The sequence below is a fragment of the Roseateles aquae genome (assembly GCF_032337115.1).
Lineage (GTDB): Bacteria > Pseudomonadota > Gammaproteobacteria > Burkholderiales > Burkholderiaceae_C > Roseateles_C > Roseateles_C aquae.
This window is the reverse complement of record NZ_JAVXZY010000006.1, coordinates 48,060-73,366: the sequence shown is the minus strand read 5'-3', so window position 1 is coordinate 73,366 and position 25,307 is coordinate 48,060. Positions and strand designations below refer to the sequence as shown.

General features: G+C 65.4%; 24 protein-coding genes. 6 read left to right on the top strand and 18 right to left on the bottom strand.

Annotated features, from left to right (window positions below; translation table 11 throughout):
- Window positions 1-42 precede the first annotated feature (42 nt).
- Window positions 43-546: a thioredoxin family protein gene (locus RQP53_RS15115; protein WP_315651329.1), complete on the top strand. Its 504-nt coding sequence runs from the start codon at window positions 43-45 to the stop codon at window positions 544-546.
- A 68-nt stretch (window positions 547-614) separates the two neighbouring features.
- Complete coding sequence (locus tag RQP53_RS15110) at window positions 615-1,481, top strand: transposase (RefSeq protein ID WP_315651327.1); 867 nt, start codon at window positions 615-617, stop codon at window positions 1,479-1,481.
- 326 nt (window positions 1,482-1,807) lie between these two features.
- Here RQP53_RS15110 and RQP53_RS15105 read toward each other — a convergent pair whose 3' ends face one another.
- From RQP53_RS15105 to RQP53_RS15090, 4 genes are all read right to left on the bottom strand, one after another.
- Complete coding sequence (locus RQP53_RS15105; protein ID WP_315651324.1) at window positions 1,808-2,338, bottom strand: SRPBCC family protein; 531 nt, start codon at window positions 2,336-2,338, stop codon at window positions 1,808-1,810.
- 98 nt (window positions 2,339-2,436) lie between these two features.
- Entirely contained in the window at window positions 2,437-2,925 is a 489-nt protein-coding gene (locus tag RQP53_RS15100; RefSeq protein WP_315651322.1) for a hypothetical protein, read from the bottom strand.
- Window positions 2,926-3,083: 158 nt separating this feature from the next.
- Window positions 3,084-4,469, bottom strand: coding sequence for a bifunctional UDP-N-acetylglucosamine diphosphorylase/glucosamine-1-phosphate N-acetyltransferase GlmU (gene glmU, locus RQP53_RS15095; protein ID WP_315651319.1), 1,386 nt, complete (start codon window positions 4,467-4,469; stop codon window positions 3,084-3,086).
- 89 nt (window positions 4,470-4,558) lie between these two features.
- Complete coding sequence (locus tag RQP53_RS15090) at window positions 4,559-5,155, bottom strand: DUF4136 domain-containing protein (protein WP_315651317.1); 597 nt, start codon at window positions 5,153-5,155, stop codon at window positions 4,559-4,561.
- Window positions 5,156-5,430: 275 nt separating this feature from the next.
- Between RQP53_RS15090 and RQP53_RS15085 the strand changes: the two genes are divergently transcribed.
- Window positions 5,431-5,922, top strand: a complete 492-nt coding sequence (locus RQP53_RS15085; protein WP_315651314.1) for a hypothetical protein — start codon at window positions 5,431-5,433, stop codon at window positions 5,920-5,922.
- A gap of 78 nt (window positions 5,923-6,000) precedes the next feature.
- On the opposite strand, the gene ttcA is transcribed toward RQP53_RS15085, so the two are convergent.
- From ttcA to RQP53_RS15070, 3 genes are read right to left on the bottom strand one after another with little or no spacing between them, the layout of a single operon-like run.
- Window positions 6,001-6,954, bottom strand: coding sequence for a tRNA 2-thiocytidine(32) synthetase TtcA (gene ttcA, locus RQP53_RS15080; protein ID WP_434064099.1), 954 nt, complete (start codon window positions 6,952-6,954; stop codon window positions 6,001-6,003).
- Window positions 6,951-7,346: a dihydroneopterin aldolase gene (locus RQP53_RS15075; protein ID WP_315651309.1), complete on the bottom strand. Its 396-nt coding sequence runs from the start codon at window positions 7,344-7,346 to the stop codon at window positions 6,951-6,953. The genes ttcA and RQP53_RS15075 overlap by 4 nt, the downstream gene beginning before the upstream one ends.
- A 1-nt stretch (window position 7,347) precedes the next feature.
- Window positions 7,348-8,133: an SDR family oxidoreductase gene (locus tag RQP53_RS15070; protein ID WP_315651307.1), complete on the bottom strand. Its 786-nt coding sequence runs from the start codon at window positions 8,131-8,133 to the stop codon at window positions 7,348-7,350.
- Window positions 8,134-8,264: 131 nt separating this feature from the next.
- Here RQP53_RS15070 and RQP53_RS15065 point away from each other — a divergent pair, with 131 nt between their 5' ends.
- The gene (locus RQP53_RS15065) at window positions 8,265-8,750 is read left to right on the top strand and encodes a hypothetical protein (RefSeq protein ID WP_315651305.1); all 486 of its coding nucleotides are present in this window, start codon (window positions 8,265-8,267) and stop codon (window positions 8,748-8,750) included.
- Here the strand turns inward: RQP53_RS15065 and msrQ are convergent.
- The 5 genes from msrQ to RQP53_RS15040 form a co-directional block, all read right to left on the bottom strand.
- Entirely contained in the window at window positions 8,745-9,413 is a 669-nt protein-coding gene (msrQ, locus tag RQP53_RS15060) for a protein-methionine-sulfoxide reductase heme-binding subunit MsrQ (protein ID WP_315651303.1), read from the bottom strand. The two genes, RQP53_RS15065 and msrQ, sit on opposite strands and share 6 nt — an antisense overlap.
- A complete protein-coding gene (gene msrP, locus RQP53_RS15055) occupies window positions 9,413-10,384 on the bottom strand; it encodes a protein-methionine-sulfoxide reductase catalytic subunit MsrP (RefSeq protein WP_315651301.1) in 972 nt (323 codons plus the stop codon). The genes msrQ and msrP overlap by 1 nt, the downstream gene beginning before the upstream one ends.
- A 93-nt stretch (window positions 10,385-10,477) precedes the next feature.
- Complete coding sequence (ccsB, locus tag RQP53_RS15050; protein ID WP_315651298.1) at window positions 10,478-11,839, bottom strand: c-type cytochrome biogenesis protein CcsB; 1,362 nt, start codon at window positions 11,837-11,839, stop codon at window positions 10,478-10,480.
- Entirely contained in the window at window positions 11,836-13,899 is a 2,064-nt protein-coding gene (locus RQP53_RS15045; protein ID WP_315651733.1) for a cytochrome c biogenesis protein ResB, read from the bottom strand. Before RQP53_RS15045 ends, ccsB begins: the two co-directional genes overlap by 4 nt.
- 271 nt (window positions 13,900-14,170) lie before the next feature.
- Window positions 14,171-14,809 carry a c-type cytochrome gene (locus RQP53_RS15040; protein ID WP_315651295.1) on the bottom strand — a complete coding sequence of 213 codons (639 nt, stop codon included), beginning with the start codon at window positions 14,807-14,809 and terminating at the stop codon, window positions 14,171-14,173.
- A 67-nt stretch (window positions 14,810-14,876) separates the two neighbouring features.
- Between RQP53_RS15040 and yihA the strand changes: the two genes are divergently transcribed.
- Together yihA and RQP53_RS15030 are read left to right on the top strand one after the other, a co-directional pair.
- A complete protein-coding gene (yihA, locus tag RQP53_RS15035; RefSeq protein WP_315651293.1) occupies window positions 14,877-15,632 on the top strand; it encodes a ribosome biogenesis GTP-binding protein YihA/YsxC in 756 nt (251 codons plus the stop codon).
- Between the two features lie 50 nt (window positions 15,633-15,682).
- Window positions 15,683-16,567 (top strand): alpha/beta fold hydrolase, encoded by an 885-nt coding sequence (locus RQP53_RS15030; RefSeq protein ID WP_315651291.1) that lies wholly within the window; start codon window positions 15,683-15,685, stop codon window positions 16,565-16,567.
- Window positions 16,568-16,589: 22 nt separating this feature from the next.
- Here the strand turns inward: RQP53_RS15030 and RQP53_RS15025 are convergent, their stop codons facing one another.
- From RQP53_RS15025 to RQP53_RS15000, 6 genes are all read right to left on the bottom strand, one after another.
- Window positions 16,590-17,378 (bottom strand): substrate-binding periplasmic protein, encoded by a 789-nt coding sequence (locus RQP53_RS15025; protein WP_315651288.1) that lies wholly within the window; start codon window positions 17,376-17,378, stop codon window positions 16,590-16,592.
- 49 nt (window positions 17,379-17,427) lie between these two features.
- Window positions 17,428-19,710 carry a patatin-like phospholipase family protein gene (locus RQP53_RS15020; protein ID WP_315651286.1) on the bottom strand — a complete coding sequence of 761 codons (2,283 nt, stop codon included), beginning with the start codon at window positions 19,708-19,710 and terminating at the stop codon, window positions 17,428-17,430.
- 17 nt (window positions 19,711-19,727) lie between these two features.
- The gene (locus tag RQP53_RS15015) at window positions 19,728-21,722 is read right to left on the bottom strand and encodes a DUF1631 family protein (RefSeq protein WP_315651284.1); all 1,995 of its coding nucleotides are present in this window, start codon (window positions 21,720-21,722) and stop codon (window positions 19,728-19,730) included.
- Window positions 21,723-21,851: 129 nt separating this feature from the next.
- Window positions 21,852-23,498 carry a chaperonin GroEL gene (groL, locus tag RQP53_RS15010; RefSeq protein WP_315651282.1) on the bottom strand — a complete coding sequence of 549 codons (1,647 nt, stop codon included), beginning with the start codon at window positions 23,496-23,498 and terminating at the stop codon, window positions 21,852-21,854.
- Between the two features lie 186 nt (window positions 23,499-23,684).
- A complete protein-coding gene (locus tag RQP53_RS15005) occupies window positions 23,685-23,975 on the bottom strand; it encodes a co-chaperone GroES (protein WP_315651280.1) in 291 nt (96 codons plus the stop codon).
- A 252-nt stretch (window positions 23,976-24,227) separates the two neighbouring features.
- Complete coding sequence (locus RQP53_RS15000; protein WP_315651278.1) at window positions 24,228-25,268, bottom strand: transporter; 1,041 nt, start codon at window positions 25,266-25,268, stop codon at window positions 24,228-24,230.
- Window positions 25,269-25,307 lie beyond the last annotated feature (39 nt).

The window sequence follows — 25,307 nt, the reverse complement described above, 5'->3', positions numbered from 1 at the left end:
AGGGCACTGTTTGTACCTCAAGTCTGCTGGCAAACTGTGACCATGAACGCATTCAACCTCTCATTTCGCAATTTCGGTCTGCTGGCTTTGGGGCTGGGTCTGGGCCTGTCGCTGGCTGCCCAAACGACGGTGCAGCCCGCGGCGCCAGTCAAGCAGGTTTACAACGAGCAGGCCGATGCCCGCGCCGATCTGAACCGCGCGGTCGCCCAGGCCGCCGCTGCCAAGAAGCAGGTGCTGGTGGTTTACGGCGCCAACTGGTGCGGTGACTGCCAGGCGCTGGACCGCAAGATGAGCGATGGCACGCTGGCCGGGCCGGTGGCCAAGCGCTATGTGACCGTGAAGGTCGACGTTGGCCGCTTCAATCGCAATCTCGATGTCGCCGAGCAGATGGGCGTGTCGCTGAAGAAGGGCATTCCGGCAGTGGCCGTGTTGGGCGCAGACGGTCAATTGGTCGGTGCGACCAACGGTGGTGAACTGGCCGATGCCCGCAATATGGGTGACGACGCGGTGCTCAAGGTGCTGGACGGCATGCAGACCAAGCGCTGACGTGATGCGCCCCCCGCCCATGGGGGTCAGTCCTTGCCTTTTGAGCGGCCGTGGCCTAAGTTGGCTTCATGGCCAGACCACTGCGGATCGAATATGCGGGTGCCGTCTACCACCTCAGCTCCAAGGCCGAGGCGGGTGCGGTGGTGTTCAGCGACGACGAGGACCGCCGTGCACTGCTCGGTGTCATCGCGCAGGCGATGCAGCGCTTCGATGCTCAGGTGCTTGCCTACCACCTGGGCAGCCATCACTACGAGTTGGTGCTCTACACGCGGCAGGCCAATCTGTCGCGGCTGATGCGTCATCTCAACGGCGTCTACACCCAGGGCTTCAACCGCCGCCATGGTGGCCACGGTCATCTGTTTCAGGGCCGCTTCAAGGCGGTGCTGGTTGACCGAGAAAAACGGCTGCTTGATGTCTGTCGCTACGTGGAACTGGCGGCCGTACGCGAAGGCCTGGCCAAGTCCTCGCTGGCCTGGCCCTGGTCCAGCCATGCTGCCCATTGCGGCAATGAGCCGGCACCAGACTGGCTGGATGTCGATGGCCTGCTGGGCTTTGTGCAGGGCCGGCCGATTGCCGGCGCTGCCGAGCGCAAGCGGGCTGCGCAGCGCTACGAAAAACTGGTGGCCAGCGAACCCGGCCTCGACATCTGGCCGCATCTGCGGCATCAGGTCTTCCTCGGTGACGCCGAGTTCGCGGCTGCACAGCGGCAGCTGCTGCAGACGCAGGGGCGACAGTCCACTCGCGCCGCGTCGGCTTTGCGCGCGCGGGGCTGGCGCGACTGGCTGCGCGACTGCGGCAGCCGCGAGGAGGCGCTCTATCGCGCCCACACCGACGGTGGACTGTCAATGACCGGCTTGGCGCAGGAGCTGGCCCTGTCGGTGTCCCGCGTCAGCCGCCTGATTGCCGCCTACGAGCGCGCGCAGCGCAGCCACTAAGGCGCGCACACCCACGCGCCGAGCCTTGGGCGCGTCTAGCGGTGGGCCGACGCGATGTAGCTTGCTGCGCCGCACTGGCCTTGTGGATATCCCTTTTTCTCAAGCGCCGATCAGGCTGTCCGGCGCATCGTTCTGTGCTGCGCAAACTAAGAGGGCGGTTGGCGCATTGATCGCGCACGCGCAGCCTCACCCGTGACTGTCCCCAGTGCTTGTGGATAAGTCCGTGGGGAAGCTGCGGGCGGCGGCGCCAAGTGATTGATTTTCCTGATGCAAAGTCGCGGTGCTGCGAAATTGAGCAGGGCCTGCCAAGCCCGGCGGCCACGGCCTCAATGTGCTTCTGCGACCTGCTTGAGCCCCTTCAGCCCCGCCTCGAAATCCTTGCCGACCATGCTGTCCGAGAACAGCGTCATCCAGTGGAACAGCGGGTTGCTGCCGATATCGCCATCCATGGTCCAGGTGACCAGCGTGCCGCCGTCGCGGGGCTCGAAGCGCAGGTCGCCGCTGCTGGTCGTGCCGAAGTCCGGGAAGAACAGGTCATAGGCGACACGGCGCGCCGGCTCGGCGGCGGTGAACGTCATCCGGCCGTCGCCTTCTGTCTGGCTTTTCCAGGCCCAGACGGCGCCCGCACCAGACTCAGGGCCGCTGTAGTCAATCTGCATCTTGGGATCGCGCTGATTCCAGACCGACCACTGTTTCCATTGCCGCGGGCTGGCGACCAGCGCATAGACGCGCTCCGGCGGGGCCTGGATCTGGGCGCTGCGAACGACGTGGAACTTCGGTGTTATTGCCATGCCGCCGAGATAGAGCAGGGCGATCAGGCCCAGCAGCGTGAGCAACAGATATTTGAGGACTTTCATCGTGGCTCCCGATGTGTTGAGAGCCCGAGCTTCGCGCTCTGGAAGCAGTGGCGCAATGCGCACAAACCTGAGGCGGGTCAGGCCCGCCGATGGCCGAATCAGTGCAGTTGGTGGGCGGCTGCGCTGGGGCAGGCTGGCAGCTCGCTGTCGTCCTGCAACTCGGTCCAGGCCGCCTGCGTCAGTTCGCGGGCGCTGGCCAACTGGTGGCAGAGCTCGAAGATGCCCAAGCCATCGGCCTCTCCGACGGCTTCTGGCAGCGGCGCGGCCGAGACTTCGGCGGGCAGGTCAGCCAGCGCGCCCAGCAGTTCGAACAGCAGTTCCAGATTGGGCTCGCCGGGCTCCTGCTGGCGTGCCAGCCCTAGGCTGCGGCAGAGGTACCAGCAGGCGCTGGCTGCGTCATCGCATTGGGCATGGTAGAGGGCCAGTTGCTCCAGCGCCTCGGCGCGGGCGAGCTGGTCCTGCTGCTGTTCTTGTGCCGGATCCAGGCCGGGCAGGTGGATGTCGATGGCCAAATGCTCGGGCGCGCCGTCTGGCTGCTGCAGGGCCTGCGTGGGCAGGGCTGCGTCTTCAACAGGGGTTCGCGCCATGATGGTCTTCCAATCCAACTACATGCTGAATGCTAGACGTAGCGGGGCGTTTTGCTGCCCCATGAACCGGGGGCAGGGCAGCACTTGAGGCCCATGCTAGGCGCCGAGCGTGCTTTTGTCACGCTCGGCTGTTGCTTTCAGCGCGCGATTGGACGCGATCAGCGCTTCTTGGCCGGGCGTTGCCAGCCGCTGATCGCCACCTGTTTGCCACGCGCCACACTCAGTTCGCCGGCCGCGACGTCCTTGGTGATGGTCGAGCCACCACCGATGGTGGCACCGGCGCCGAGATTGACCGGTGCAATCAGCACACAATTGGAGCCGACATGGACATCGGCGCCGATGACGGTGCGGTGCTTGTTGGCACCGTCGTAATTGGCGGTGATGGCACCGGCGCCGTAGTTGACCCGCTCGCCGACGGTGGCATCGCCCAGATAGGCCAGGTGGTTGGCCTTGGCCCCCTTGGCCAGCGTGGAGTTCTTGACCTCGACGAAGTTGCCGATATGCACCTCGGCGCCCAGATCGGCGCCGGGGCGCAGGCGGGCAAACGGCCCGATCAGCGCGCCTTCGCCGACCCTGACGCCGGCGCTTTCGCCGTCGATATGGGTGAACTCATGGATGCGCGCACCGGCGGCGATGCTGGCATTGCGGATCACGCAGTTGGCGCCGATGCGCACGCCGTCGCCCAGGCTGACCTCGCCTTCGAACACACAGTTGACGTCGATCTCGACATCCTGGCCGCAGCTCAGGCGGCCACGCAGATCGAAGCGGGCCGGATCGGCCAGACGCACGCCGGCTTCCAGCAAGGTGTCTGCCTGCTCGCGCTGGAAACGGCGCTCCAGATCGGCCAGCTGCAGCGGGCTGTTGACGCCCAGCACCTCGGTCTCGTTCGGTGCGGCCACGCCCAGCACCGGCACGCCCTCGGCGACCGCCATCGCAACGATGTCGGTCAGGTAGTACTCGCCCTGGGCGTTGTTGTTGTTCAGCTGGCCAACCCAGCGCTTCAGCGCGCCGGTGGGCGCGGCCATCATGCCGGTATAGCCCTCGCGGATGGCGCGTTGTTCGGCAGTGGCGTCCTTGTGCTCGACGATGGCCAGCACATGGCCATCGGCCCGGCCACCTTCGCGGACGATGCGGCCATAGCCGCTGGGGTCGGCCAGATCGATGGTCAGCAGCACCAGGGCGCGGCCATCGCAGGCTTCGACCAGGCGACGTGCCGTCTCGGCCTTGATCAGCGGCACATCGCCGTTGAGGATCAGCGTCGTGCCTTCGCCCTTCAGCGCCGGCACGACCTGCTGGATGGCATGGCCGGTGCCCAGCTGCGGCATTTGGCGCACGAAGCTGATGCCGGGGCCTGCCACCGCCTGTTCGACCTGCTCGGCACCATGGCCGGTGATGACGATACGGCTCTCAGCCGGCAAGGCTGAGGTGGTGCCCAGCACATGCTGCAACAGCGAGCGCCCGGCCAGCTTGTGCAGCACCTTGGGCAGGGCAGACTTCATGCGGGTGCCTTTGCCCGCGGCCATGATGACAATATTCAGCGCCATAGGATTCTTTGCAAACTGGTTGGTGCAAGGCCGCGATTATGGCGGCCAGCCGGTGACGGCCCGGCACCCCAGCTGACGCTGCCGCCTGTTCAGCGTGCGACTTGCACGACCACCCGGTGCGGTTCCGGCTGAATCTTGGGGAACTCGCTCAGCGCGGCTTCGAACAGAGCGCCGACCAATTCCTTGTTGCCCATGGTCATGCCGTCATTGCTGGCGCGGGCCTCGTACAGCGGTTCGCTGCTGGCCCGATCGCGCAGCAAGATAGCGGCTTCGCGGTCATAGCGCTTCTCGGTCCACAGCATGGCGTTGCCGCGAGTGCCGTAGCGCCAGTGGCCGTAATTGCCATGCCAGCGCCACCACAGCGGGTCGTCCCAGGGCGAACGATCCTGCGGGCTGACGCGCACGCCCAGAGAAACGAGCACGTCGGCGCTCTTGGCGTCGCTGGCGAGCTTGAAGCCCGCCTTCTCCAGTGCGGCCTGCGCCTGCGCTTCGAGTTCGGCCTGGCGGGCGCCGTCTTGCTGCTGCGAGGGCATGCGTTCGAAGGCAAAGCTGCCGGCCTTGCGATCGGCGGGCCAGCTGCCAAAGCTGCTGACGTCGGCGCTGATCGAGTAGGGGCCGCTACAAGCGCTGATCAAGGTGATCAGCGCGGTCGTGCCGATGGCGGTGAGAAGAACTCGTCTTTTCATGCTTGCCTCCATGCAAGTGGGTCAGTTCATTGTAGGGACACACCTGTTGCTGCCCTGTATCTCGCTTGTTCAGGATTTGTATGAATCTTGTGCAGCCAATGCCCAGGGGGACGCTAGGCGCGTGGCGCCCAGTCGAATGCCTGATGCGAGAAAACGTCATTGACTTGTACCCGGTGTGCTGAAACACTCCGGTGGCTGTTGAACCGCCCGGGCGTTGCCCAGTGGTTCTTTGATAAAGCCGTCAAGGCAGTTTTCGTTATTTTGAGGAGATTCTGATGCTGGTTCGCATCCCCCTGCTGCGTGCTCTGGCCTGTGCTGGCCTGGCGCTGTCTTTGGCCCTGCCTGCGATGGCCGAGCAGTCCCCGGCAGCCGATGCGGCTCGCATTCAGTCCGTGCGCGACAAGCTGCGTACCGATCGCAAGTCCGTCGTGCTGCACAACCTGAAGCTGGATGCCGCCCAGACCGCCAAGTTCACGCCGATCTACGACGCCTATGCGGCCGAACTGAACAAGCTGAACCGTGAGCTGACCCGTATGGTGGTGGCTGCCGTCAACAGCAATGGCGAAATGACAGGCCCGCAGGCCAAGGTCGCCTCCAAGGACTATCTGAGTCTGGCTGATGCCGAGTTGAAGCTGCTGCGCAAGTACCACCCCAGGGTCGTCAAGGCGGTCGGTGAGGTGGCTGGCAACCGTTTCTTGCAGGTCGAAGACAAGATCCACGCGCTGAGCCGCTTCGACATCGCCTGGGCGACGCCGCTGAGCGAGTAAGTCGCAGTCAGACCTTCGGGTCTGCTGGCAAGAAAAACGGGCCCCGCGGGGCCCGTTTGCTTTTCCAATGCGCCGAAGTCAGCGCACGATCTGAATTGTTGCCGGCTTGGGCGTTTCGCAGCTCTCGTCTTCATCGAAGGCGATGTCACCATTGGCATCGGGCACGCCGGTGGCCTTGATGGTCTGGAAGGGGAAGAGGTTCCTGTCCATCATGTGCGAGGTGACGATATTGCCCATGGCCGTGAACATATTGTCGACCCGGCCGGGGAACTTCTTGTCCCAGTCCTGCAGCATGGCCTTGACGGTGGCGCGTTGCAGATTCTCCTGACTGCCGCAGAGGTTGCAGGGAATGATGGGGAACTGGCGATGTTCGGCCCAGGCGGCGAGGTCGGACTCGCGCACATAGGCCAGCGGGCGGATGACGACGTTCTTGCCGTCGTCGCTGACCAGCTTGGGCGGCATGCCCTTCATGCGGCTGCCGAAGAACATGTTCAGCATCAGCGTGGTGACGATGTCGTCGCGGTGATGGCCCAGCGCGATCTTGGTCGCGCCGAGTTCACCGGCCACACGATAGAGGATGCCGCGCCGCAGCCGCGAGCACAGGCTGCAGGTCGTCTTGCCCTCGGGCACCAGGCGCTTGACGATGGAGTAGGTGTCCTGTGTCTCGATATGGAAATCGACGCCGATGCTCTTCAGATACGTCGGCAGCACCTCGGCCGGGAAGCCGGGCTGCTTCTGGTCGAGGTTGACGGCGACGATGTCGAACTTGATCGGCGCACGCTGCTTCAGGTTGATCAGGATGTCGAGCAGCGAGTAGCTGTCCTTGCCGCCGGACAGGCAGACCATGACCTTGTCGCCGTCCTCGATCATGTTGAAGTCGCCGATCGCCTGGCCGACCTGGCGGTGCAGGCGCTTGGACAGCTTGTTCATCTCGTGGGCGTGCTTCTTCTCGGCAGCGGTTTCGGCCGCCGTATCAACGCCAGATTCTGCGGTGGCGAGGGTGTCGTCACTCATCGGTACTTCCTTGCTCATTGGGACTTCAGCCCGAAGACTTCAACGCCAACGGCGTCACAGTCCGGGTAGACATCGGGTTTTTCGGTCGAGACCCGCGCGGCGCGCACGCGCGGGTGGGCCAGCATCAGTGCCAGCACGTCGTCACACAGCGTTTCCTGCAGATGCACATGGCCACGCCCGACGCGCTCGGCAATGGTGCGTCGGATGAAGTCGTAGTCGACCACTTCATCGAGTTCATCGGCCTTGGGCGTCGAGACGGCCAGCGGGATGTAGAGATCGACATTGATCAGCACGCGCTGCTCGCCGCGTTTCTCGAAATCGTGAACGCCGATATTGATCCAGACCTCGTAGTCGCGCAGGAAGAGGCGGCGGCAATCGAGCAGGGTGGGGTGCGCAAGCGGGCTGTGCATATCAGGGAGCTTTCTCGGAACTGGGCGGGACAAGGAACATCACGTCGCGGGCCTGCCCAGCCAGATGCTGGCCGCCATCGACCAGCAGGGTGGTGCCGGTGATGGCGGGGGAATCGATCAGGAACTTCACGGCGCGGGCCAGATCCTCGGGGGTTGACGAGCGCTGCAGCGGCGTCAGCCGCCGCGCGGCCTCGAACTCGGCCTCATTCATCGGGCCAGAGGGCAGCGTCACGCCGGGCGCGACCGCGCAGACCCGCAGCCAGGGCGCGAAGGCCTGGGCCAGCAAGGTGTTGGCACTCTCCAGCGCCGCCTTGGACAAGGTGTAGGACAGGTAGTCGGGGTTGGGGTTCCAGAGCTTCTGGTCGAGCAGATTGACGACGCAGGCCTGCGCTTGGCGCTGCCGTGCATGCTGATGCAGGGCCCGTGTCAGCACGATGGGTGCGGCGGTGTTGGCCCGCCAGTGCGCATCCATATGCGCGAAGCTGAAGCTCACAGCATCGTCGTAGTCGAACAGCGAGGCGTTGTTGACCACGGCATCCAGCCGACCGAAGTGCGCCAGCACGGCGGGCACCAGGGCCAGGCAGTCTTGTTCGCTCGACAGGTCGGCCGGGAAGCCAGCCGCCCGGACGCCCAGCGCACGCAACTCGGCCAGCAAGGTCTCGGCCTCGGCGGCCGAGTGCCGGTAGTGCACGGCAATGTCGTGCCCCTGTGCGGCCAGGTGCAGGGCGATCGCGCGCCCCAGCCGTTTGGCGGCGCCGGTGATCAGGACGACGGAAGCTGTGTTCATGCGAATCAAAATCGAGCCCAGGGGCTCTTTGCGGCGCGCAAATGCGCGTGAAGGCACGTGAAAACGCTGATAAAACGGCTGTGGGCCGGGCCGAGAATCCGGGACTCAGCCACCACCCCAAAGCACCGCAGATGGATAGCGCCGATTCGCCCAAGCAACCAGCCTTGCAGGAGCCCACATTGGGTACGGTGCGCCAGCTCTACACAGAAGCTCAGCAATGGACCCGCCATTACGAGCAGCTGATCGTCAGCGGAAACACCGTGATTATCTCAGCTGCGGCGGTTTTCGTCGGCATGTCCATGGGCGAGCAACTGACAGCGCTGCAATCGAGGCTGCTGCTGATCGTGCCTTTTGTGCTGGCTGTCGTCGGTATCTTGCTGACTCTGATGCTATTCCGGCTGTATGCCAGCAGCATCGCGCGGCTGATCCGCTACGAGGGTCTGCTGGGCTGTTTTGACCCGGCGCTGGGCCAGGCCCTGGATGCCAAGGGCTCGCTGCTGCCCGGCGAGATGCAGCGCCTGCCGGTGGCCTGGCCGGCCTCGGTGCGCTTTTTCGTGCTGATGCATGGAGCCCTGGCCATCGGCTATCTGGTGCTGATGGTCTTGCGCAAGCTATGAGGCGCGGCGCTGGCGAATCGCAGTGAGCAGACGCCAGCCCAGCAGCAGTGCAATCACCGCGCCATACACCGCCGGTTCAGCGAAGTTGTTCTTGCCGGCGCGCATCCAGATGAAGTGCAGCAGGGCGATCACGATTACCGCGTAGACCAGCTTGTGCAGCCATTGCCAACGCTTGCCGCCCAGCGCCTTGATGGCCCGGTTGAAGCTGGTGGCGGCCAGCGGCAGCATCAGCGCCCAGGCGGCAAAGCCCATCAGGATGAAGGGGCGCTTGGCAATATCGTGGGCGATGTCGGCGAACTCCAGGCCCATGTCCAGCCAGGCGTAGGCCGCCAGATGCAGGCTGCCATAGGCGAAGCTGAACAGGCCCAGCATGCGGCGAAAGCGCAGCAAGGCCGGCTGTTTGCTGATGAAGCGCAGCGGCGTGATGGACAGCGTCAGGCACAGGCCGCGCAGCGCCCAGTCGCCCAGCCGGCGTATCAAGGCCTCGGCCGGATTGGCGCCCAGCTGGTCTTGCGTGGCGGCCCAGATCAGGTAGAGCAGCGGCAGGCAGCAGACGATGAACAGCAGTGGCTTGGCGGCCGGGTGCAGCCAGGGCGAGCGGCGCGCAGCGCTTGGCCGGCCGGCCGGCGATGTGGCGACCGTCTTCGGTGCGACGGTGCTCATCAGTAGTTCTTGCGCAAATCCATGCCGGCATAGAGCGAGGCGACCTGGGCCTCGTAGCCGTTGAACATCAGCGTCGGGCGCTTCTTGGCGAAGGCGCCGTCACCGATGCGGCGCTCGCTGGCCTGGCTCCAGCGCGGATGTTCGACATTGGGATTCACGTTGGAATAGAAGCCGTACTCCTGCTGCGCGGCCTTGGTCCAGCTGCTGACCGGCTGCTTCTCGACAAAGCGGATCTTGACGATGCTCTTGGCCGATTTGAAGCCATATTTCCAGGGCACGGCCAGGCGCAGCGGCGCGCCGTTCTGATTCGGCAGGATCTCGCCATACATGCCAAACACCAGCATGGCCAGCGGGTGCATGGCTTCATCGATGCGCAGGCCCTCCACATAGGGCCAGTCCAGCACGGACGAGCGCACACCAGGCATCTGGCTGCGGTCGGCCAGGCTGGTGAATTCGACGAACTTGGCCTTGGACGTGGGCTCGACTTTCTTGATCAGCTCGGCCAACGAGTAGCCTATCCAGGGAATCACCATCGACCAGCCCTCGACGCAGCGCAGCCGGTAGATACGTTCTTCCATCGGCGCCAACTTGAGCAGCGCATCAAGGTCGAACACGCCGGGCTTGCCGACCTCGCCCTCGACGCTGACGCTCCAGGGCCGCGGCTTCAGCGTGCGGGCGTATTGGGCCGGATCGGACTTGTCGGTGCCGAATTCGTAGAAGTTGTTGTAGCTGGTCGCGTCGGCGTAGCTGGTCGGCTTGTCGCTCGCCATCGCGCCGGCGACCGCACTCTTGACCGAGGCCAGCTTGCTGCCCTGGGCCAGCGCGTCGCGGCCGGCCCAACTGGCCAGTGCCGCGCCGGCAGCGCCCGAGGCCATCAGGCGCAGCCAGTCTCGCCGGCCTTCGTAGACCGATTGCGGGGTGATTTCGCTGCTGGGGATCAGCAGGCCTGAACGATTGCGCGGCAGATGCATGGTGGCGGCTTTCAGTGATGCTGAGCGGCAGTCGCTCAGCAGATGCGAAACCTTACGCCACTTGGCTTCTTTCTGCAGTGCCGCTGAGCACACTCACAAAGTGCCGTAGGAATGCAGGCCAGAGAGGAACATATTGACGCCCAGGAAGGCGAAGGTGGTGACCACCAGGCCGACCAGCGCCCACCAGGCCGAGACCTTGCCGCGCAGGCCCTTCATCAGGCGCATATGCAGCCAGGCCGCATAGTTCAGCCAGACGATCAGCGCCCAGGTTTCCTTCGGGTCCCAGCTCCAGTAGCCGCCCCAGGCCTCGGCGGCCCAGAAGGCACCGAGGATGGTGGCGATGGTGAAGAAGGCGAAGCCCAGGGCGATGGCCTTGTACATCAGGTCGTCGAGCAGCTCCACCGAGGGCAGGCGGGCGGTCAGCGGCTTGCGCAGCGCCACGCAGATCGCGAAGAAGACCAGCACGCCGGCCATCTTGCCGGCCCAGCCATTGAGGCCGGCCACCGTCTCGGCCGGCAGCGTGGCACCGAAGCGCACGGCCAGGATCAGGCCGATCAGGCCGGTGGGCACGCCGATCAGCCCGATCAGCAGCGCGCGCAGTGTCTCGGTCTTCAGCAGATAGGCCAAGGCCACCATGGCCGACAGCGCAAAGGTGCCGTAGCCAACGAAATTGGCCGGCACATGGATCTTCATCCACCAGCTTTGCAAGGCCGGCACCAGCGGCTGGATTTCCTGCGCCTCGCGGGCCACCGTGTACCAGAGCAGGAAGCTGACTGCGCCGCTGACCGCCAGCATCACATAGGCACCCAGCGCGCGGGTCTTGAAGCGGGCTTCGTAGTACAGGTAGAACAGCGTCGTCATCCAGGCGAACAGCACGAAGACCTCGTACAGATTGCTGACCGGGATGTGGCCGATGTCGGGGCCGATCTGATGGCTTTCGAACCAGCGCACCATGGTGCCCAGGAGCGCCATGAAGACGCCGCCCCAGGCCAGCCGCGAGCCGATGGCTTCGGCGGCGCTGTCGCTGTCGCTCTTGCTGAAGAAGCCCATCCAGAAGAACAGCGTGCTCATGTAGAACAGCAGGCTCATCCACAGGATGGCGCTCTGGCTGGACAGCATGTACTTGAGCAGGAAGACCTTGTCGGCAGCGGCCAGATCAGCGCCGAAATCGTCCATCTGGCCGAGGTAGAGCTTGATCGCCAGCAGCGTGGCCGTGCCGACCCCGAGGGTCAGCAGGCGCAGCGGCCGCCAGAACCAGCCCAGCGCGATCAGCGCCGGCGTGGCGCACAACAGAATGCCTTTCTCGTAGCCGTCCATGGCGGCGCCATAGCGCGAGAAGGCAAAGCCGGCGCCGGCCAGCACCAGGGCGGCAAACAGCCAGTCCAGCACATCACGGCCCTGCAGCGGGCCGCGGCGGCCGATCACCAGGCTGGCGGTGTTCGAGGCGGTGTTCATGGGAGTCCTTTGCTGTCGGCGCCGCCCAGCAAGGCGCGCCTGATGTGCTCGAAATCGGTCTGGGTGTCGGGGGATTCACGGGTGGTCGACAGCGCCATGCGCACCCGGCTTTGCTCGGCATGGCCGGGCTCGGTCTCCAGCCAGATCCACAGCCGGCGTTCCTTGATGTAGAGCATCGCGAACACGCCGATGATCAGCAGCACGGCACCGAGATAGACGAACTTCTGGCCCGGCGCGCGGGCGACCTGGAACACGCTGGCCTGCACCTGCTTGAACTCGTCGAGCTGCAGCAGCACCGGGGCCGGATAGAACATCGCGTCGGACAGCGCCAGCACCGCCTGGGTCATGAAAGCCTGGGTCGCCGCGTCGGCGGCCGGCGCCGGCAGGCCGGCCTGCTCGCGAACGATTTTGTGCAGCTCGAACAGGCTGCCGTTGAGGATGCGCAGCAGCACCTCGGAGACACGGCCGCGCTCGGCCTCGGGCACCTCGCGGTCGATGAATTGCGACAGCGCCGCCAGCCCGCCCCATTGGCCGGGCACCGGCTTGTCCTCGGGCTTGACGCCCTCGGCGCCGGCAAACAGCGCCAGTGCGCGGCGGGCGGTGGCCTGCAGCTGTGGCGTCATCTGCGGCTTGTCGGTCGGCGTGGCGGCCTCGGCGTAGCGGCGTGCGGCGCGTTCGCGCAGCGCGACGTCAGCCAGGCCCTGGCGCAGCCGCAACCAGCTGGCCATGCTGTCTTGCTCATCGGCCGGCACACGCAGATAGCGGAAGGGCTCGGACAGGCTGTTACGCACGCCGATCAGGAAGACGCGCTGCCCGTCCAGTGCCACCGGCAGCATGTAGTTGTTGAATTCGCGGCGCTGGCCGGCGGCATCGACCAGCTTGTAGCTGAACGAAGGGCCGATATTGCGCAGCTCCTTCTGGCCCTTGGTCTTGGCGCCAGAGCCGAGATGGCCCTGCAGCGAGTCCACCAGATCGACCTTGCGCACGTCGGTGGCGCTGCCACCAGCGTCGCCACCGAGATTCTCGACGTTGATGGCCCGAAAGCCGCTGAACTCCAGCATCAGCTTGTCGTGGCCGTTGTCGATCTCGGTCGTGCTGCCAACGATGGCCTGCAACGCAAAGGGCTTGCCAGCGCTGGTCAGCGGCAGCGCGCTGAGCTTCAGCTGCGAGCCGCCATCGTCAAAGCTGCTTTGATAGATGGCCACGCCGCGGTGGATCACCGGTTCATTGACCTTGACCGTGGCGTGGCGCAATGCGCCGCTCTCGTGATCGCGGATCTCGATCTCGCTGGCGAACAGCTTGGGCATGCCGGTCGGGTAGTACTCGACCTTGAACTGCTTGAGCTCGACGTCAAAGGGCAGATCCTGCAGCACCACGCCATTGGGCATGGACAGGATGGCCGTCGACGAGCGGCCACCCTCGGGCACCATCAGATTGCCCCGGAAGCTGGGCGTGCGTTCGGAGAGCCGATGCTCGGCCGGCACGGCGCTGACCATGCCACCGCCCTGGTAGACGCTCTTGCCCTGTGCCCACATCAGCGCGCGCACCAGCAGATCGCCATCGAATAGCCCGCCCAGGCAGATCAGCACAATGGCTGAGTGCGCGGCCAGATAACCGATTTTGTTCGCGGCGCCCTTGCGTGCGGCGATCATGATGCCGCGGTCGCGCACCTGGGCGCGGGCCTTCCAGCCCTCGGCGGCGAGCACCCGCGAGGCGTGGTGCAAGGCGCTCTCAGGCGGCAGGTCCAGATGGCCCAGCGCCTTGTGCTTGAAGGCCTGCAGCGCCTGTTCGCGGATATGTTCCTTGTAGCTTTTCAGGTCCTGGATGATCTTGGGCGTGTTGCGGGCGATGCACAGGCTGGTCGAGACGACCAGAAAGCCGAGGATCAGCAGGAACCACCAGGCGCTGTAAACGGTGTAGAGATCGAAGCGGCCGAACACCTCCGACCAGAAGGGCCCGAACTGATTGACGTAGTTGTTCAGCGGTTCACGCTGCTTGACGACGGTGCCAATCACCGAGGCGATGCAGATCACCGTCAGCAGCGTGATCGCGAAGCGCATCGAGGCCAGCAGCTCGAACAGCTCGCGGCCGAAGCTCGCCTGCGGCGGCCTCGCGGGGGAGGGCGGCGCCGGCGGATCCAGCAGGGGCTCGGTAGACGGGGCAAACTCGGACATGGCGGGATTGTCGCGGCTCAAGCGTCTTGAGACCTTGGGAAAATGCAAAAGGCCGGTGGGTTGCACCGGCCTTTGTCAGAAAAGTCTTGTTGCTGAGAGGGTCAGCGGGTAGCTGGGGCCGAGGGCCGCCACCTGCTCATTCGCCCAACACCGTCATTCAACGCAGGCCGGCGACGTAGTCGGCCACGGCCTTGATTTCGCGGTCATTCATCTTGGCCGCGATGGCCACCATCTGGGCGCTGTTGCCGCGGGTGCCGGCGCGGAAGCCGTTGAGCTGCGCCTCGGTGTAGTCGCTGTGCTGGCCGGCCAGACGCGGGTACTGGGCCGGGATGCCGGCGCCGGTCGGGCTGTGGCAGCCGGCGCAGGCGGGGATCTGGCGATCGGCAATGCCGCCGCGGTAGATCTTCTCGCCCAGGGCCACGGTATCCTTGTTCTTGGCGAAGCCGGGCTTGGCCTGCTTGGAGGCATAGAAGGCGGCAACGTTCTTCATGTCTTCATCGGACAGCGTCGAGGCCATGCCCTTCATCACTGCGTTATTGCGCTTGCCCGACTTGAATTCGCCCAGCTGCTTGACCAGATAGTCGGCATGCTGGCCTTGCAGAATCGGATTGGCCGGGCTACCGCGCGTGCCGTCGGCCGTGTGGCAGGCTGCGCAGACTTGGGTAGAGATCGCCTGGCCCTTGGCCAGATCAGGCTTGGCGGCGGCGGGCGCCTCATTGGCGACAGCGGCGGCTGCGAACGTGAGGCTCAAAAGGCCAGAGACCAGACCAGTGACCAGGGATGCGGCATTCTTCATGAGTTTGGGGTTCGGTAAGCGCAACCGGCGGATTTTACAATGGCAAACCAACAAGATCGGGAACTTCATGACTGACACCACCAAGACACAGGCTCCAAACGCTCTTTCCGAGGGCGAAGCAGGGCCCTCCGACAAGACGGTGTTGGGCTGGACACACACTGCCCGGTTCCTGACCACGGCCAGCCAACTCGTCCATCTGCCGGCCACCGAACTGCCCGAGATTGCCTTCGTCGGCCGCTCCAATGCCGGCAAGTCGACGGCGATCAACACGCTGGCCCAGCAGAAGCGCCTGGCCTTTGCGTCGAAGACGCCGGGCCGCACCCAGCACATCAATCTGTTCGAGCTGGGTCCCAAGGACGCGCCGAACGCCTTGTTTGCCGACCTGCCCGGCTATGGCTATGCGGCGGTGGCGCGCTCGGCCAAGCTGCGCTGGCAGAAGGTGATGGCCGATTACCTGGAGGTGCGTCGCAGCCTTTCCGGTGTCGTGCTGATGGTGGACTCGCGCCTGGGCCTGACCGATCTGGACAAGCAGCTGCTGGAATTTGTTGCCCCCCGGGTGGGCAGCGGCGAGATCAAGCTGCTGGTGCTGTTGACCAAGGCCGACAAGCTCAATCGCAAGGAGCAGCAGGCCGCGCTGGCCCAGTGCCAGGAGTTCCTGGGCGAACTGGCGACCGAGGAATCGGACGTCGCGGTGACCTTGTTCTCGGCGCTGAAGAAGAGCGGCGTCAGCGACGTCGCCCACATCCTGCACGACTGGGTCAGCCAGGCCAAGCTGGCGCCCGAGGTCGGGGAAATTCCGCCCCTGCCGCTGTCGCCGGAATGACAGAGCGCTGCACGAGCCGGCGCTGATACTGGGGCTCAGGGAGACCCAGAATGATCGATTGCATCGATGTGGCCTTGCCGCATGGCATCACGCTGTCCTGCCGGGTGGCGGGGCCGGTGGGTGCGCCGCGGCTGGTCTTGCTGCATGGCTTTCCGGAAGCCGCCTTCATCTGGGACGAGCTGATTCAGGGTCTGGCCGGGCAGTTCCGCTGCATTGCACCGAATCTGCGCGGTTTCGAACGCTCCAGCCGGCCGCGCGAGGTCGAGGCCTACCGGGCCAAGCATCTGGTTCAGGACATTGCCGCGCTGATCGCCGCAACTGGCGACGGGCCGCTGGCGGCCCTGGTCGCGCATGACTGGGGCGGTGCCGTGGCCTGGAATCTGGCGGTGCAGCGGCCGGCCATGCTGGATCAGCTGGTGATCATCAACTCGCCGCATCCGGGCACCTTTTTGCGCGAGTTGCAGCTCAACCCGGCACAGCGCGAGGCCAGCGCCTACATGAACCGGCTGTGCCGGCCCGAGGCCGAAACCCAGCTGGCGGCCGACGACTACGCCGGCTTGTTCGCCTTCTTCGGGGATCTGGCAGGCGGGCAGGCTGCTTGGCTGGACGAGGCCTGGCGGGCACGCTATCGCGAACTCTGGGCGCAGGGCCTCTCCGGCATGCTGAATTACTACCGGGCCTCGCCGATGCGCCCGCCGACAGCCGACGATCCGGCGGCGATGGCGCTGAGCTTCGCGCCGGAGTTTGTGACCGTGCACAAGCCGACGACGGTGATCTGGGGCGAGGCCGATCGGGCACTGCCGCCGGCCATGCTCAATGGCCTGGAGGCCTTTGTGCCATCGCTGAAACTGCATCGCGTGCCCGGCGCCGGGCACTGGATCATTCACGAGCAGCCGGCACAGATCGAGTCGCTGCTGCGTCAGGCGCTGCGCTGAGCAGCGTCTCTGATCGGGACTGTCAGGGCGCGCTGCTATTGAGCTGGCGCAGTGCGTCGGCTTGATAGCGCTCGATCAGACCCTCGGCGCGCATGCTCTTCAGCGTCGCCGTCAAACGCGGTGCCAGGCTCGTGTGGCGGGCCGAGAGGAAGGGGTAGAGCTGGGTCGCATCGCCAACGCTGAACAAGCGGCTGCCCAACAGGGTCTCGCCGACGCGTGACCGCACCGCGTTGACGGCGGAGTCCATATCGCACAGATAGCGCGCATGGCCACGCTCCAGCATCTTCAGCGCGTTCTCGGCCGAAACGACCTCGGCGATGCGCTCAGCGGGAAGCGCGGCCCGCAGTGCGTCCTCGCAGACCTGCACGCCGCGGCGAAAGACCACCTGGCCGCTGGTCTGGCGCAACTCGGCCAGACTATTGGCCTTGCTGGCGCCGTCACGGGCGTAGATGGCGAAGACCGTGGTGACCAGTGGCACATCAATCATCAGCATCTCGGGGTGCGCCTCGGCGTAGGCCCGCGCTCGGATCATCTCGCCGTCAAGCTCGCCGCGCTCAGTCATCACGGTGGCACGTTTGGCCGGTGCGATCACCACCTGCAGTTGCAGGCCCAAGCGACGCGCGGCTTCGGCATAGAGCCGACGCAACCAGATGCCGTTGTATTCATGCTCCTCGGTGCCTGTGCCCAGGCGCAGGCTGCCTTGGGCAGGCTGAGCATGCAGGGAGCCGGCAAGGCCGATCAGCAGCGCGCCCAGCAGGCAGGCAAGGAAATGGCTGCAATCCTGAGCAATCCTGGCTGGCCTGACTCCCATCGGTCGATTCTGCACTGAACAGTGCTGGTTGGCTGGCAGATTCAGGGGCTCAAGGCCGGCCAATGAACAGGTAGAGCGCGGTGTCGCCGTGCAGGGCGCGGCCCACGGCCAGGTAGAGTGGCCCGATGCCGGTGTCGGCGCCGATGAAGAGGCTGGCGGCCTTGCGCAGATTGCGCAGGCTGACGGCGTCGCGGGTGTCCCAGGCATTGCCGGCTTCCAGCGAGCCGCCGATGAAGAAACCGCGCGTCAGCACCGGCGCTTCACGCAGCCGCATGTAATAGCTGGCGCGGCCGAACAGCAGGGTGTTGCCGGTCAGCTGGCCGGGCTGGTAGCCGGACAGCTGCTGGAAACCGCCCAGTGTGTAGGGGCCTTGCGAGGAATCGTCCGGTTGATGCGCGTTGAAGCCGCGCAGATGCAGGTTCAGCGTGTGGGCGCCCCAGGACTTGACAGCCGTCGCCTGCAGCTCGCTGCGGCTGAAATTGTCGCGCTGGCCGTTGGGCCGCGACTGCTTGCCGGCCACATGGTCGAAGGTGAGACGGTAGCCGCGCTGCGGGAAGTTGGCGAAATCGAGCTGATCGATGACGACGCGTAACCGTGCACCGGTCTCGGTCCAGTCCTGATCGACGCGATTTTCGTCGATGCCCAGCTGGGCAGGGTCGACCGTGATCAGATCGGGATGGACGCGCCAGGTCTCGCGCGTCAGTCCGAGGCGAATCTCGCCCAGCCGCCCCCAGGGCTGGCCGATATCGGCACCGATCTGCACGCTGTTACGCGCCAGGCGGATGCGGCCCTGGCCGCTGTTGCTGTCGTAGAGCGTGATCAGCTTGCGTTCGGCCTCCCCCCAGGCGGACACAAACCAGTCATTCGAAGGCCCCAGCTTTTGCTGCAGCGGGTGGTAGAGCTCGCTGTACAGCCGCGGGGTCTGGCCCAGGGTCAGCTGGTTGCGCCATTCGGTGCCATTGGGGGTCAGCCAGTGGCGGTTGTGGGAGACGCGCAGATTGAATGAGCTTTCACCGGAGAAGTCGGTGCTCAGGTCCAGACCGACGCGGAAGTAGTTCGGCCCCCAGGGCTTGTCCTCCATCAGGAAGACCTGGGTGTCGCCATCGGAGCCGCGTTCGACGTGATAGTCGACCCGGTTGTAGTCGCCCGAGGAGGCGAGAAAGCGCGCATCGCGTTCGGCGCGGGGGGCATCGAAGAGCTGGCCGGGCTTGCTCTCGAGTTGGTCGCGAAAGCGTTCCGGGTGAGTCAGCTCGCTGCCGGCAAAGCGGATTGCCGCGATCCGTGGTGCGGCTGGCTGGTGCTGGGTGCGGGCCAGGCTCCAGCCGGCATAGTCGTCGGCCGTCGTGCGAAAGGCTCGCAGCTGCTCCAGCGCGGCGTCGGCCGCCCGCTCGCCGGCAGCAATCAGTTCGCGGGTGCGTTCGAAGTCGCTGGCACCGAGCTGGCCGAGATGGGGCGTGATCAGCAGATCCTCGTTCCACAGGCTGGCGATCGAGCGCTGGACGTTTTGCTCGGTCAGGATGTTGATCATCTGGGCGGTGACGCCGACCAGCGAATTCAGCGCATTGCGGCCCGACAGCGGCGTGCCCACGTTGATGGCCAGCACCCGTTCGGCGCCCATGCGCCGCACCACGTCGACCGGCAGGTTGTTGACCAGGCCGCCATCGCCCAGCACCCGGCCTTCGAGCTCGATCGGCGCGAACACGCCCGGCACGCTCATGCTGGAGCGCAGGGCCAGCGCCAGGTCGCCGCGGCTGGCAATCACCTGGCCACCGGTTTCCATATCGGTGGAGACAGCGCGGAACGGCGTCGGCAGCTGATCGAAATCGTCGACCTCACGGACCGGCAGCGTGAAGCGGCGCAACAGCGCTTCCAGGCCACGGCTGGACAGCGTGCCTTGCGGGGCGCGGAACTCGCCCTTGTGAAAGCCCAGTTCCAGCGCTGCGGAGAACTCGAAGTCTTCTTCCTTGCGCCGCTGCGACAGCTGCTGCCTATCCACCCGGCTGGCAAAGACGCGATCCCAGGAAATGGCGAGCAGCTCGCGCTCCAGATCGGCGGCCGTCATGCCGCTGGCATAGAGGCCGCCGACGATGGCACCCATCGAGGTGCCGGCAATCACATCGACCGGAATGCGTTCACGTTCCAGCACCTTGAGCACGCCGATATGGGCCAGGCCACGGGCGCCGCCGCCCGACAGCACCAGGCCCAGCTTGGGCCGCAGCGCGATGGGTGCGGCCGCCGCAGGCGCGGGTGGCACGGGGCCAGCGGCGGTGGTCTGGGCCAGGCAGGGGCAGAGCGCGACCCACAGGCCGAGCAGCCAGGCCGAGCGCAGCATGGGGCGGGGCGGGCGGCTCAAAGCTTGTCGTCGAGGTTTTGCATCAGCGTGTCGACGGCACGTTCGACCAGGCTCTGCTCATCCAGCGCAGTGATCAGGCCATTGGCAAGCAACTGCTCCAGGGCCCCGCGCGTCAGCGAGTGGCGTTCGTCGGCATCCTGGCCGACGAAGAGGAAGAATTGCCGGCTTTCGCTGATCCAGGCGATCTGGGCCGTGAGCCACTGGCTCTGCACGAACAGGTGGTACCACTGGCCCAGTTGCAGCTGGTCCATCCAGGCCTCGACCGCGGCGCGGGCATCGGGCGAGCTGGACTCCGAGTACAGCTGCACCGGCACCGTGGGCAGCTGGCCGCGATCGACCTCGTTGCGAGCCCAGTGCGAGGGCGCCTGTGATTCGCGATCGCTGAGCAGCTGCTGCAGCAGCTCTTCCGGGCTGAGCTCGCGGCGCGGGGCCGGGGCAGGCGCCGGCTGGGCCGCCGCGGGCTGGCCGCGCAAGACCCGGCCGTGCTGTTGCATCAAATCGTTGAGCAGCTGCTGACGCTTGGTCGCGGGCAGGGCGATCGAATCGATGCCTTGCTCCAGCCTGGCAATCAAGCCGGGCAGCTTGCTGCGCAGCTGCACGCGGGCCGCTTCGCTGCCAGGCACTTGCAGGCTGGACAACAGTTCATCGACCAGGTCGATGTGGGCATGGGCCTCGGCCGAATCGCGGCCCTGCAGCACCATGGCCTGGACGATCACCTCGGTCCAGCTGTTCTTCAGGAAGTCGCGCAGCAGCGGGCTGATCGCGGCATCCAGCAGCTGGGCCTTGATCTGCTCGCGGATCAGTTGCTGCCAGTGGCTGCGCTGCTGTTCGCGTTCCAGTGCAGCCAGCGCGGTGGCGCTGCGTTGGCTGCGCCGCGCCGCTTGTTGGCGGATGAATTCCTCGACATCACTGAGCACCTGCTGGAACTGGTGCGCACCGAGCAGCGGCGCCTCGACCAGGCGCTGAACCTGCTCCGCCACATAGTTCAGAAACTCGGACAGCCGCTCGTCATCGCCGCGCTCAAAAGCCATGCTGTGCGCGGCGACGCGGTTCAGCAGTGTCCAGGTCGGATGATCCTGGCGGCGCAAGAGGCTCAGATCGGTGCGCGCCAGTCGCGCCACGGCCACCTGCAGGCGGGCCAGCATTGGCCGTACCGGCGCCGGCAGCCGTGGGTCGGCCAGGATCTGGTCATAGAGGCGCGACAGCAGATCGGCGCCGCTGCCGCTGTTGACCGCCGGCCCGAGGATCTGTGCCGAGGGCTGGCTGAGCCGCTGCGGCCGCGAATTGAATTCGTCAACGCGCTGGGCCAGTCGGTCCAAAGTGTTTGGCGCATTCAAGCTGCTGAACTGGCGCATGTGCAGATTGGCCGCAGCACTTGCGCTGGCCGCGCTGGCATGGGCGGCCACCAACGGTGCCAGTTGGGCTTCATGCAGATGCTGGCACAGGCTGCGGTACAGCAGCTGCAGCCCGGCGGCCAGTGGTTGCGCGGCCACCCGCACCAGCGCGTAGCGGCCTTCGGCGTCCAGATCGACTGCCTGGGCTGCACGGTTCAGGGCCTGGGCAAACAGCGCCGCGCGCAGCGGGTTGTCGTTCTTCAGCGGGCGCGCAATGCCTCGCAGGGCGGCGAAGAAGTTGCCGAGCTGATGCAGCTCGGACTTGCTCAGGTCTTCGACCACGGTCACCACATGAGCCACAGCCACATCCTGCAGCGCCTGGTGCTCGTCGACCAGGCTCAAACTGTCCAGGCTCAAGGGCGCGCTGCGTTGCAGCGGATCAACGCCGCGCCGCGCCGCCTGCAGCAGCGGCAGCAGTGAGTTTTCGAAATCCTGCGCAAAGCGGCCCCGAAGCTTGGACCAGGCCGCGTACAGCAGATGGTGCTGTGGCCGGGACTTGAGCAACTCCTGGGTCTCGTTCATCACTGCCAGGCTCAGCGTGGGCACGTAGGCAATGGTTTCGTCGACCAGCGAGTGCAGCGTCGGGGTATGCGTCATGGGCGATAGTTGGGTCTGGTGGCTGCATTATCAATCGACAACCATCAGCTGCAGAAAGCAAAAAGGGCCGCTTTGCAGCGGCCCTTTTTGACTTGAGCGGGGCTTGAGGCCCCTGAGCTCAGGCTGACATTACATGTCCATGCCCATGCCGCCCATGCCGCCCATGCCGCCAGGCATGCCGCCGCCGGCAGCTTCTTCCTTCGGCGTTTCGGCGACCATGCACTCGGTCGTCAGCATCAGCGAAGCGACCGAAGCAGCGTTTTGCAGCGCGGTGCGGGTCACCTTGGTCGGGTCCAGGATGCCCATTTCGATCATGTCGCCGTAGGTGTCGTTGGCCGCATTGAAGCCGTAGTTGCCCGAACCGGCCAGCACCGCGTTGACGACGACGGAGGCTTCGCCACCGGCGTTGTAAACGATCTCGCGCAGCGGGGCTTCGATGGCCTTCAGCACCAGCTTGATGCCGGCGTCTTGATCGGCGTTGTCGCCCTTGATCTCGCCAGCAGCTTGCTTGGCGCGCAGCAGGGCCACGCCACCACCAGCCACGATGCCTTCTTCAACGGCAGCGCGGGTGGCGTGCAGCGCGTCTTCCACGCGTGCCTTCTTTTCCTTCATTTCGACTTCGGTGGCAGCGCCGACCTTGATCACGGCAACACCGCCGGCCAGCTTGGCCACGCGCTCTTGCAGCTTCTCACGGTCGTAGTCGCTGGTCGCTTCTTCGATCTGAATGCGCACTTGCTTGACGCGGGCTTCGATGTCGGCAGCAGCACCGGCGCCATCGATGATGGTGGTGTTTTCCTTGCCCACTTCGACGCGCTTGGCCTGGCCCAGATCGGCCAGCGTGACCTTCTCCAGGGTCAGGCCGACTTCTTCGGCGATGACCTTGCCGCCGGTCAGGATGGCGATGTCTTCCAGCATGGCCTTGCGGCGGTCGCCGAAGCCAGGGGCCTTGACGGCGACGACCTTCAGGATGCCGCGGATGGTGTTGACCACCAGGGTCGCCAGTGCTTCGCCTTCGACTTCTTCAGCGATGATCAGCAGCGGACGGCCAGCCTTGGCCACTTGCTCCAGCGTGGGCAGCAGGTCGCGGATGTTCGAGATCTTCTTGTCGAACAGCAGGACAAACGGGTTGTCCAGCAGCGCGGCTTGCTTCTCGGGGTTGTTGATGAAGTAGGGCGACAGATAGCCGCGGTCGAACTGCATGCCTTCGACAACGTCCAGCTCGTTGTTCAGGCTCTTGCCGTCTTCAACGGTGATCACGCCTTCCTTGCCCACCTTGTCCATCGCCGAGGCGATGATCTGGCCGACGTCGGCATCGCTATTGGCCGAGATGGTGCCGACTTGAGCGATTTCCTTCGAGGTGGTGGTGGCCTTGGAGGCCTTCTTCAGCTCGGCGACCAGGGCTTGCACAGCCTTGTCGATGCCGCGCTTCAGGTCCATCGGGTTCATGCCGGCGGCCACGTACTTCATGCCTTCGCGCACGATGGCCTGGGCCAGCACGGTGGCGGTGGTGGTGCCGTCACCGGCGTTGTCGCTGGTCTTGGAAGCCACTTCCTTGACCATCTGCGCGCCCATGTTCTGCAGCTTGTCCTTCAGCTCGATTTCCTTGGCCACGGACACACCGTCCTTGGTCACGGTGGGGGCGCCGAAAGAGCGCTCGAGCACCACATTGCGGCCCTTGGGGCCCAGGGTCACCTTGACCGCATTGGCCAGGATGTTCACGCCTTCAACCATGCGAGCACGGGCTTCGCCACCGAAGATCACGTCTTTTGCTGCCATGTTCAATTCTCCAAATTCAGTAGATATGGGCTTGCCACGCTGTACCTGCAACGCTCAGTGGTTGCGAAGGAAAGCGTAGCGAGCGGTGCGCTGGCAAGGCGGCCGGAGCGCAGGGACCGGAACGACCATCGCGGTCGTGAGGATCCCGAGCACCGCCCAACGCAGCCAGCGTGCCGCGCAGTAGCTTTACTTCGCGACCACGGCGAAGAGGTCTTCTTCGCGCATCACGAGCAATTCATCACCATCAACCTTGACGGTCTGGCCCGAGTACTTGCCGAACAGCACGCGGTCGCCCACGGCCACGTTCAGGGCAATGAAGTCGCCCTTGTCATTGCGCTTGCCAGGACCCACGGCCAGCACTTCGCCCTGATCAGGCTTTTCGGCGGCGGCGTCGGGGATGACGATGCCCGAAGCGGTCTTGGTTTCTTGTTCCAGGCGCTTAACGATCACGCGATCGTGCAGAGGACGCAGTTTCATCACATCTCCTAAAGAGTCTTGGTGTTGAGCCATTCATCGGTGCTGCGTCAAGGTGAGCAACACCTTTTCACATGCTTGAGCCCGCCGGCCAGGGGCTGTGGCGGGCTGTTAGCACTCGGTTGGTGTGAGTGCTAACAGAAGGCATTATAGGGATGGAAGATGACGTTTCAAGAGCCGCAACAGGCAAAAAGCTGATGTGCCGAGGTGGCGCTCAGCGCTGCCTGCGCCCGGCGATGACCACCGGGGAGCACCTCAGGCGCGGCGCGGCGCCAGCCGGCGCATCGCCAGCCAGGCCAGCAGTCCGGTGAAGCCCAGGATCAGCAGCAGCACCAGCCAGAAGCCATGTGGATGCTCGTTCAGCGGAATGCCGCCGACGTTCATGCCCAGCAGGCCAGCCACCAGATTGATGGGCAGCGCCATCACGGTGACCATGGTCAGGATGAAGAGGCTGCGGTTGTTCTGTTCGGCCACCTGGGCGGAGGCCTCTTCCTGCAAAAGCTTGATGCGCTCCTGCAGCGAGGCGATATCGCGCAGCACGACGGCGAACTCCTCGTTGACACGGCGCAACCGCTCCTTGTCCTCGGCGCCGACCCAGCCAGGCGGGTTGGCCATCACGCGCAGCAGCGCGCCCGGCTCCGGTGCCAGCAGCCGCTGCAGGCGCACCGACAGCCGGCGCAGCCGCGCCAGCTCGGCACTGTGGCTGGCCTGGCGGCGAGCCAGGATCTCGTCCTCGATGTCGTCGATGCGGTCGCTGGCACTGCGCACGATGTGCTGCAGCTCATCGGCCTGGTCACTCAGCAGGTGTTCGAGCAGGGCCACCGGCGTAGGCAGCGCGTCGCCGCGCTTGACCGCCGCACGCAGCCGGTCGACCGAGCGCAGCGGATGGTGGCGGGCGCTGATGACCAGCCGTTCGCTCAGATGCAGCCACAGTGTGGCCACGTCTTCCGGGTCGAAGCTGAAGTCGAAGGTGACGTCGTTGATCACCGCCTGCAGTGCCGCCGCGCCATCGCGGCTGATTCGCGTCGAGCGCGAGCCCTCGCGCAAGGCCTGGTAGAAGTCTTCGCTGAGTTCGCTGTGGCGGTGCAGCCAGCTCAGTGCGCCGGCATGGGCGAGGTTGAAGTGCAGCCAGACAAAGCCATTGCCCCCTGATGCACTGGCCAGGCTGTCCAGTGAGGCGGCGCAGTCGATCTCGACACCGGCGGCACCGTCGATGAAACGATAGCCGCAGATCAGGCCCTGCTCATCGGCACCGTAGCTGGTGGGTGGGGCGGGGCGGGGCGCAGCAGCAGTCATCGGGCGGATCTCGCATCGGCATTCGGGCAGGCGCGGATT

Bases quoted from the DNA above. Each gene is read 5' to 3' on its own strand.
- RQP53_RS15115 (WP_315651329.1), top strand. From the start codon at position 43: ATGAACGCATTCAACCTCTCATTTCGCAATTTCGGTCTGCTGGCTTTG.
- RQP53_RS15110 (WP_315651327.1), top strand. From the start codon at position 615: ATGGCCAGACCACTGCGGATCGAATATGCGGGTGCCGTCTACCACCTC.
- RQP53_RS15105 (WP_315651324.1), bottom strand. From the start codon at position 2,338: ATGAAAGTCCTCAAATATCTGTTGCTCACGCTGCTGGGCCTGATCGCC.
- RQP53_RS15100 (WP_315651322.1), bottom strand. From the start codon at position 2,925: ATGGCGCGAACCCCTGTTGAAGACGCAGCCCTGCCCACGCAGGCCCTG.
- glmU (WP_315651319.1), bottom strand. From the start codon at position 4,469: ATGGCGCTGAATATTGTCATCATGGCCGCGGGCAAAGGCACCCGCATG.
- RQP53_RS15090 (WP_315651317.1), bottom strand. From the start codon at position 5,155: ATGAAAAGACGAGTTCTTCTCACCGCCATCGGCACGACCGCGCTGATC.
- RQP53_RS15085 (WP_315651314.1), top strand. From the start codon at position 5,431: ATGCTGGTTCGCATCCCCCTGCTGCGTGCTCTGGCCTGTGCTGGCCTG.
- ttcA (WP_434064099.1), bottom strand. From the start codon at position 6,954: ATGAGCAAGGAAGTACCGATGAGTGACGACACCCTCGCCACCGCAGAA.
- RQP53_RS15075 (WP_315651309.1), bottom strand. From the start codon at position 7,346: ATGCACAGCCCGCTTGCGCACCCCACCCTGCTCGATTGCCGCCGCCTC.
- RQP53_RS15070 (WP_315651307.1), bottom strand. From the start codon at position 8,133: ATGAACACAGCTTCCGTCGTCCTGATCACCGGCGCCGCCAAACGGCTG.
- RQP53_RS15065 (WP_315651305.1), top strand. From the start codon at position 8,265: ATGGATAGCGCCGATTCGCCCAAGCAACCAGCCTTGCAGGAGCCCACA.
- msrQ (WP_315651303.1), bottom strand. From the start codon at position 9,413: ATGAGCACCGTCGCACCGAAGACGGTCGCCACATCGCCGGCCGGCCGG.
- msrP (WP_315651301.1), bottom strand. From the start codon at position 10,384: ATGCATCTGCCGCGCAATCGTTCAGGCCTGCTGATCCCCAGCAGCGAA.
- ccsB (WP_315651298.1), bottom strand. From the start codon at position 11,839: ATGAACACCGCCTCGAACACCGCCAGCCTGGTGATCGGCCGCCGCGGC.
- RQP53_RS15045 (WP_315651733.1), bottom strand. From the start codon at position 13,899: ATGCGCTTCGCGATCACGCTGCTGACGGTGATCTGCATCGCCTCGGTG.
- RQP53_RS15040 (WP_315651295.1), bottom strand. From the start codon at position 14,809: ATGAAGAATGCCGCATCCCTGGTCACTGGTCTGGTCTCTGGCCTTTTG.
- yihA (WP_315651293.1), top strand. From the start codon at position 14,877: ATGACTGACACCACCAAGACACAGGCTCCAAACGCTCTTTCCGAGGGC.
- RQP53_RS15030 (WP_315651291.1), top strand. From the start codon at position 15,683: ATGATCGATTGCATCGATGTGGCCTTGCCGCATGGCATCACGCTGTCC.
- RQP53_RS15025 (WP_315651288.1), bottom strand. From the start codon at position 17,378: ATGGGAGTCAGGCCAGCCAGGATTGCTCAGGATTGCAGCCATTTCCTT.
- RQP53_RS15020 (WP_315651286.1), bottom strand. From the start codon at position 19,710: ATGCTGCGCTCGGCCTGGCTGCTCGGCCTGTGGGTCGCGCTCTGCCCC.
- RQP53_RS15015 (WP_315651284.1), bottom strand. From the start codon at position 21,722: ATGACGCATACCCCGACGCTGCACTCGCTGGTCGACGAAACCATTGCC.
- groL (WP_315651282.1), bottom strand. From the start codon at position 23,498: ATGGCAGCAAAAGACGTGATCTTCGGTGGCGAAGCCCGTGCTCGCATG.
- RQP53_RS15005 (WP_315651280.1), bottom strand. From the start codon at position 23,975: ATGAAACTGCGTCCTCTGCACGATCGCGTGATCGTTAAGCGCCTGGAA.
- RQP53_RS15000 (WP_315651278.1), bottom strand. From the start codon at position 25,268: ATGACTGCTGCTGCGCCCCGCCCCGCCCCACCCACCAGCTACGGTGCC.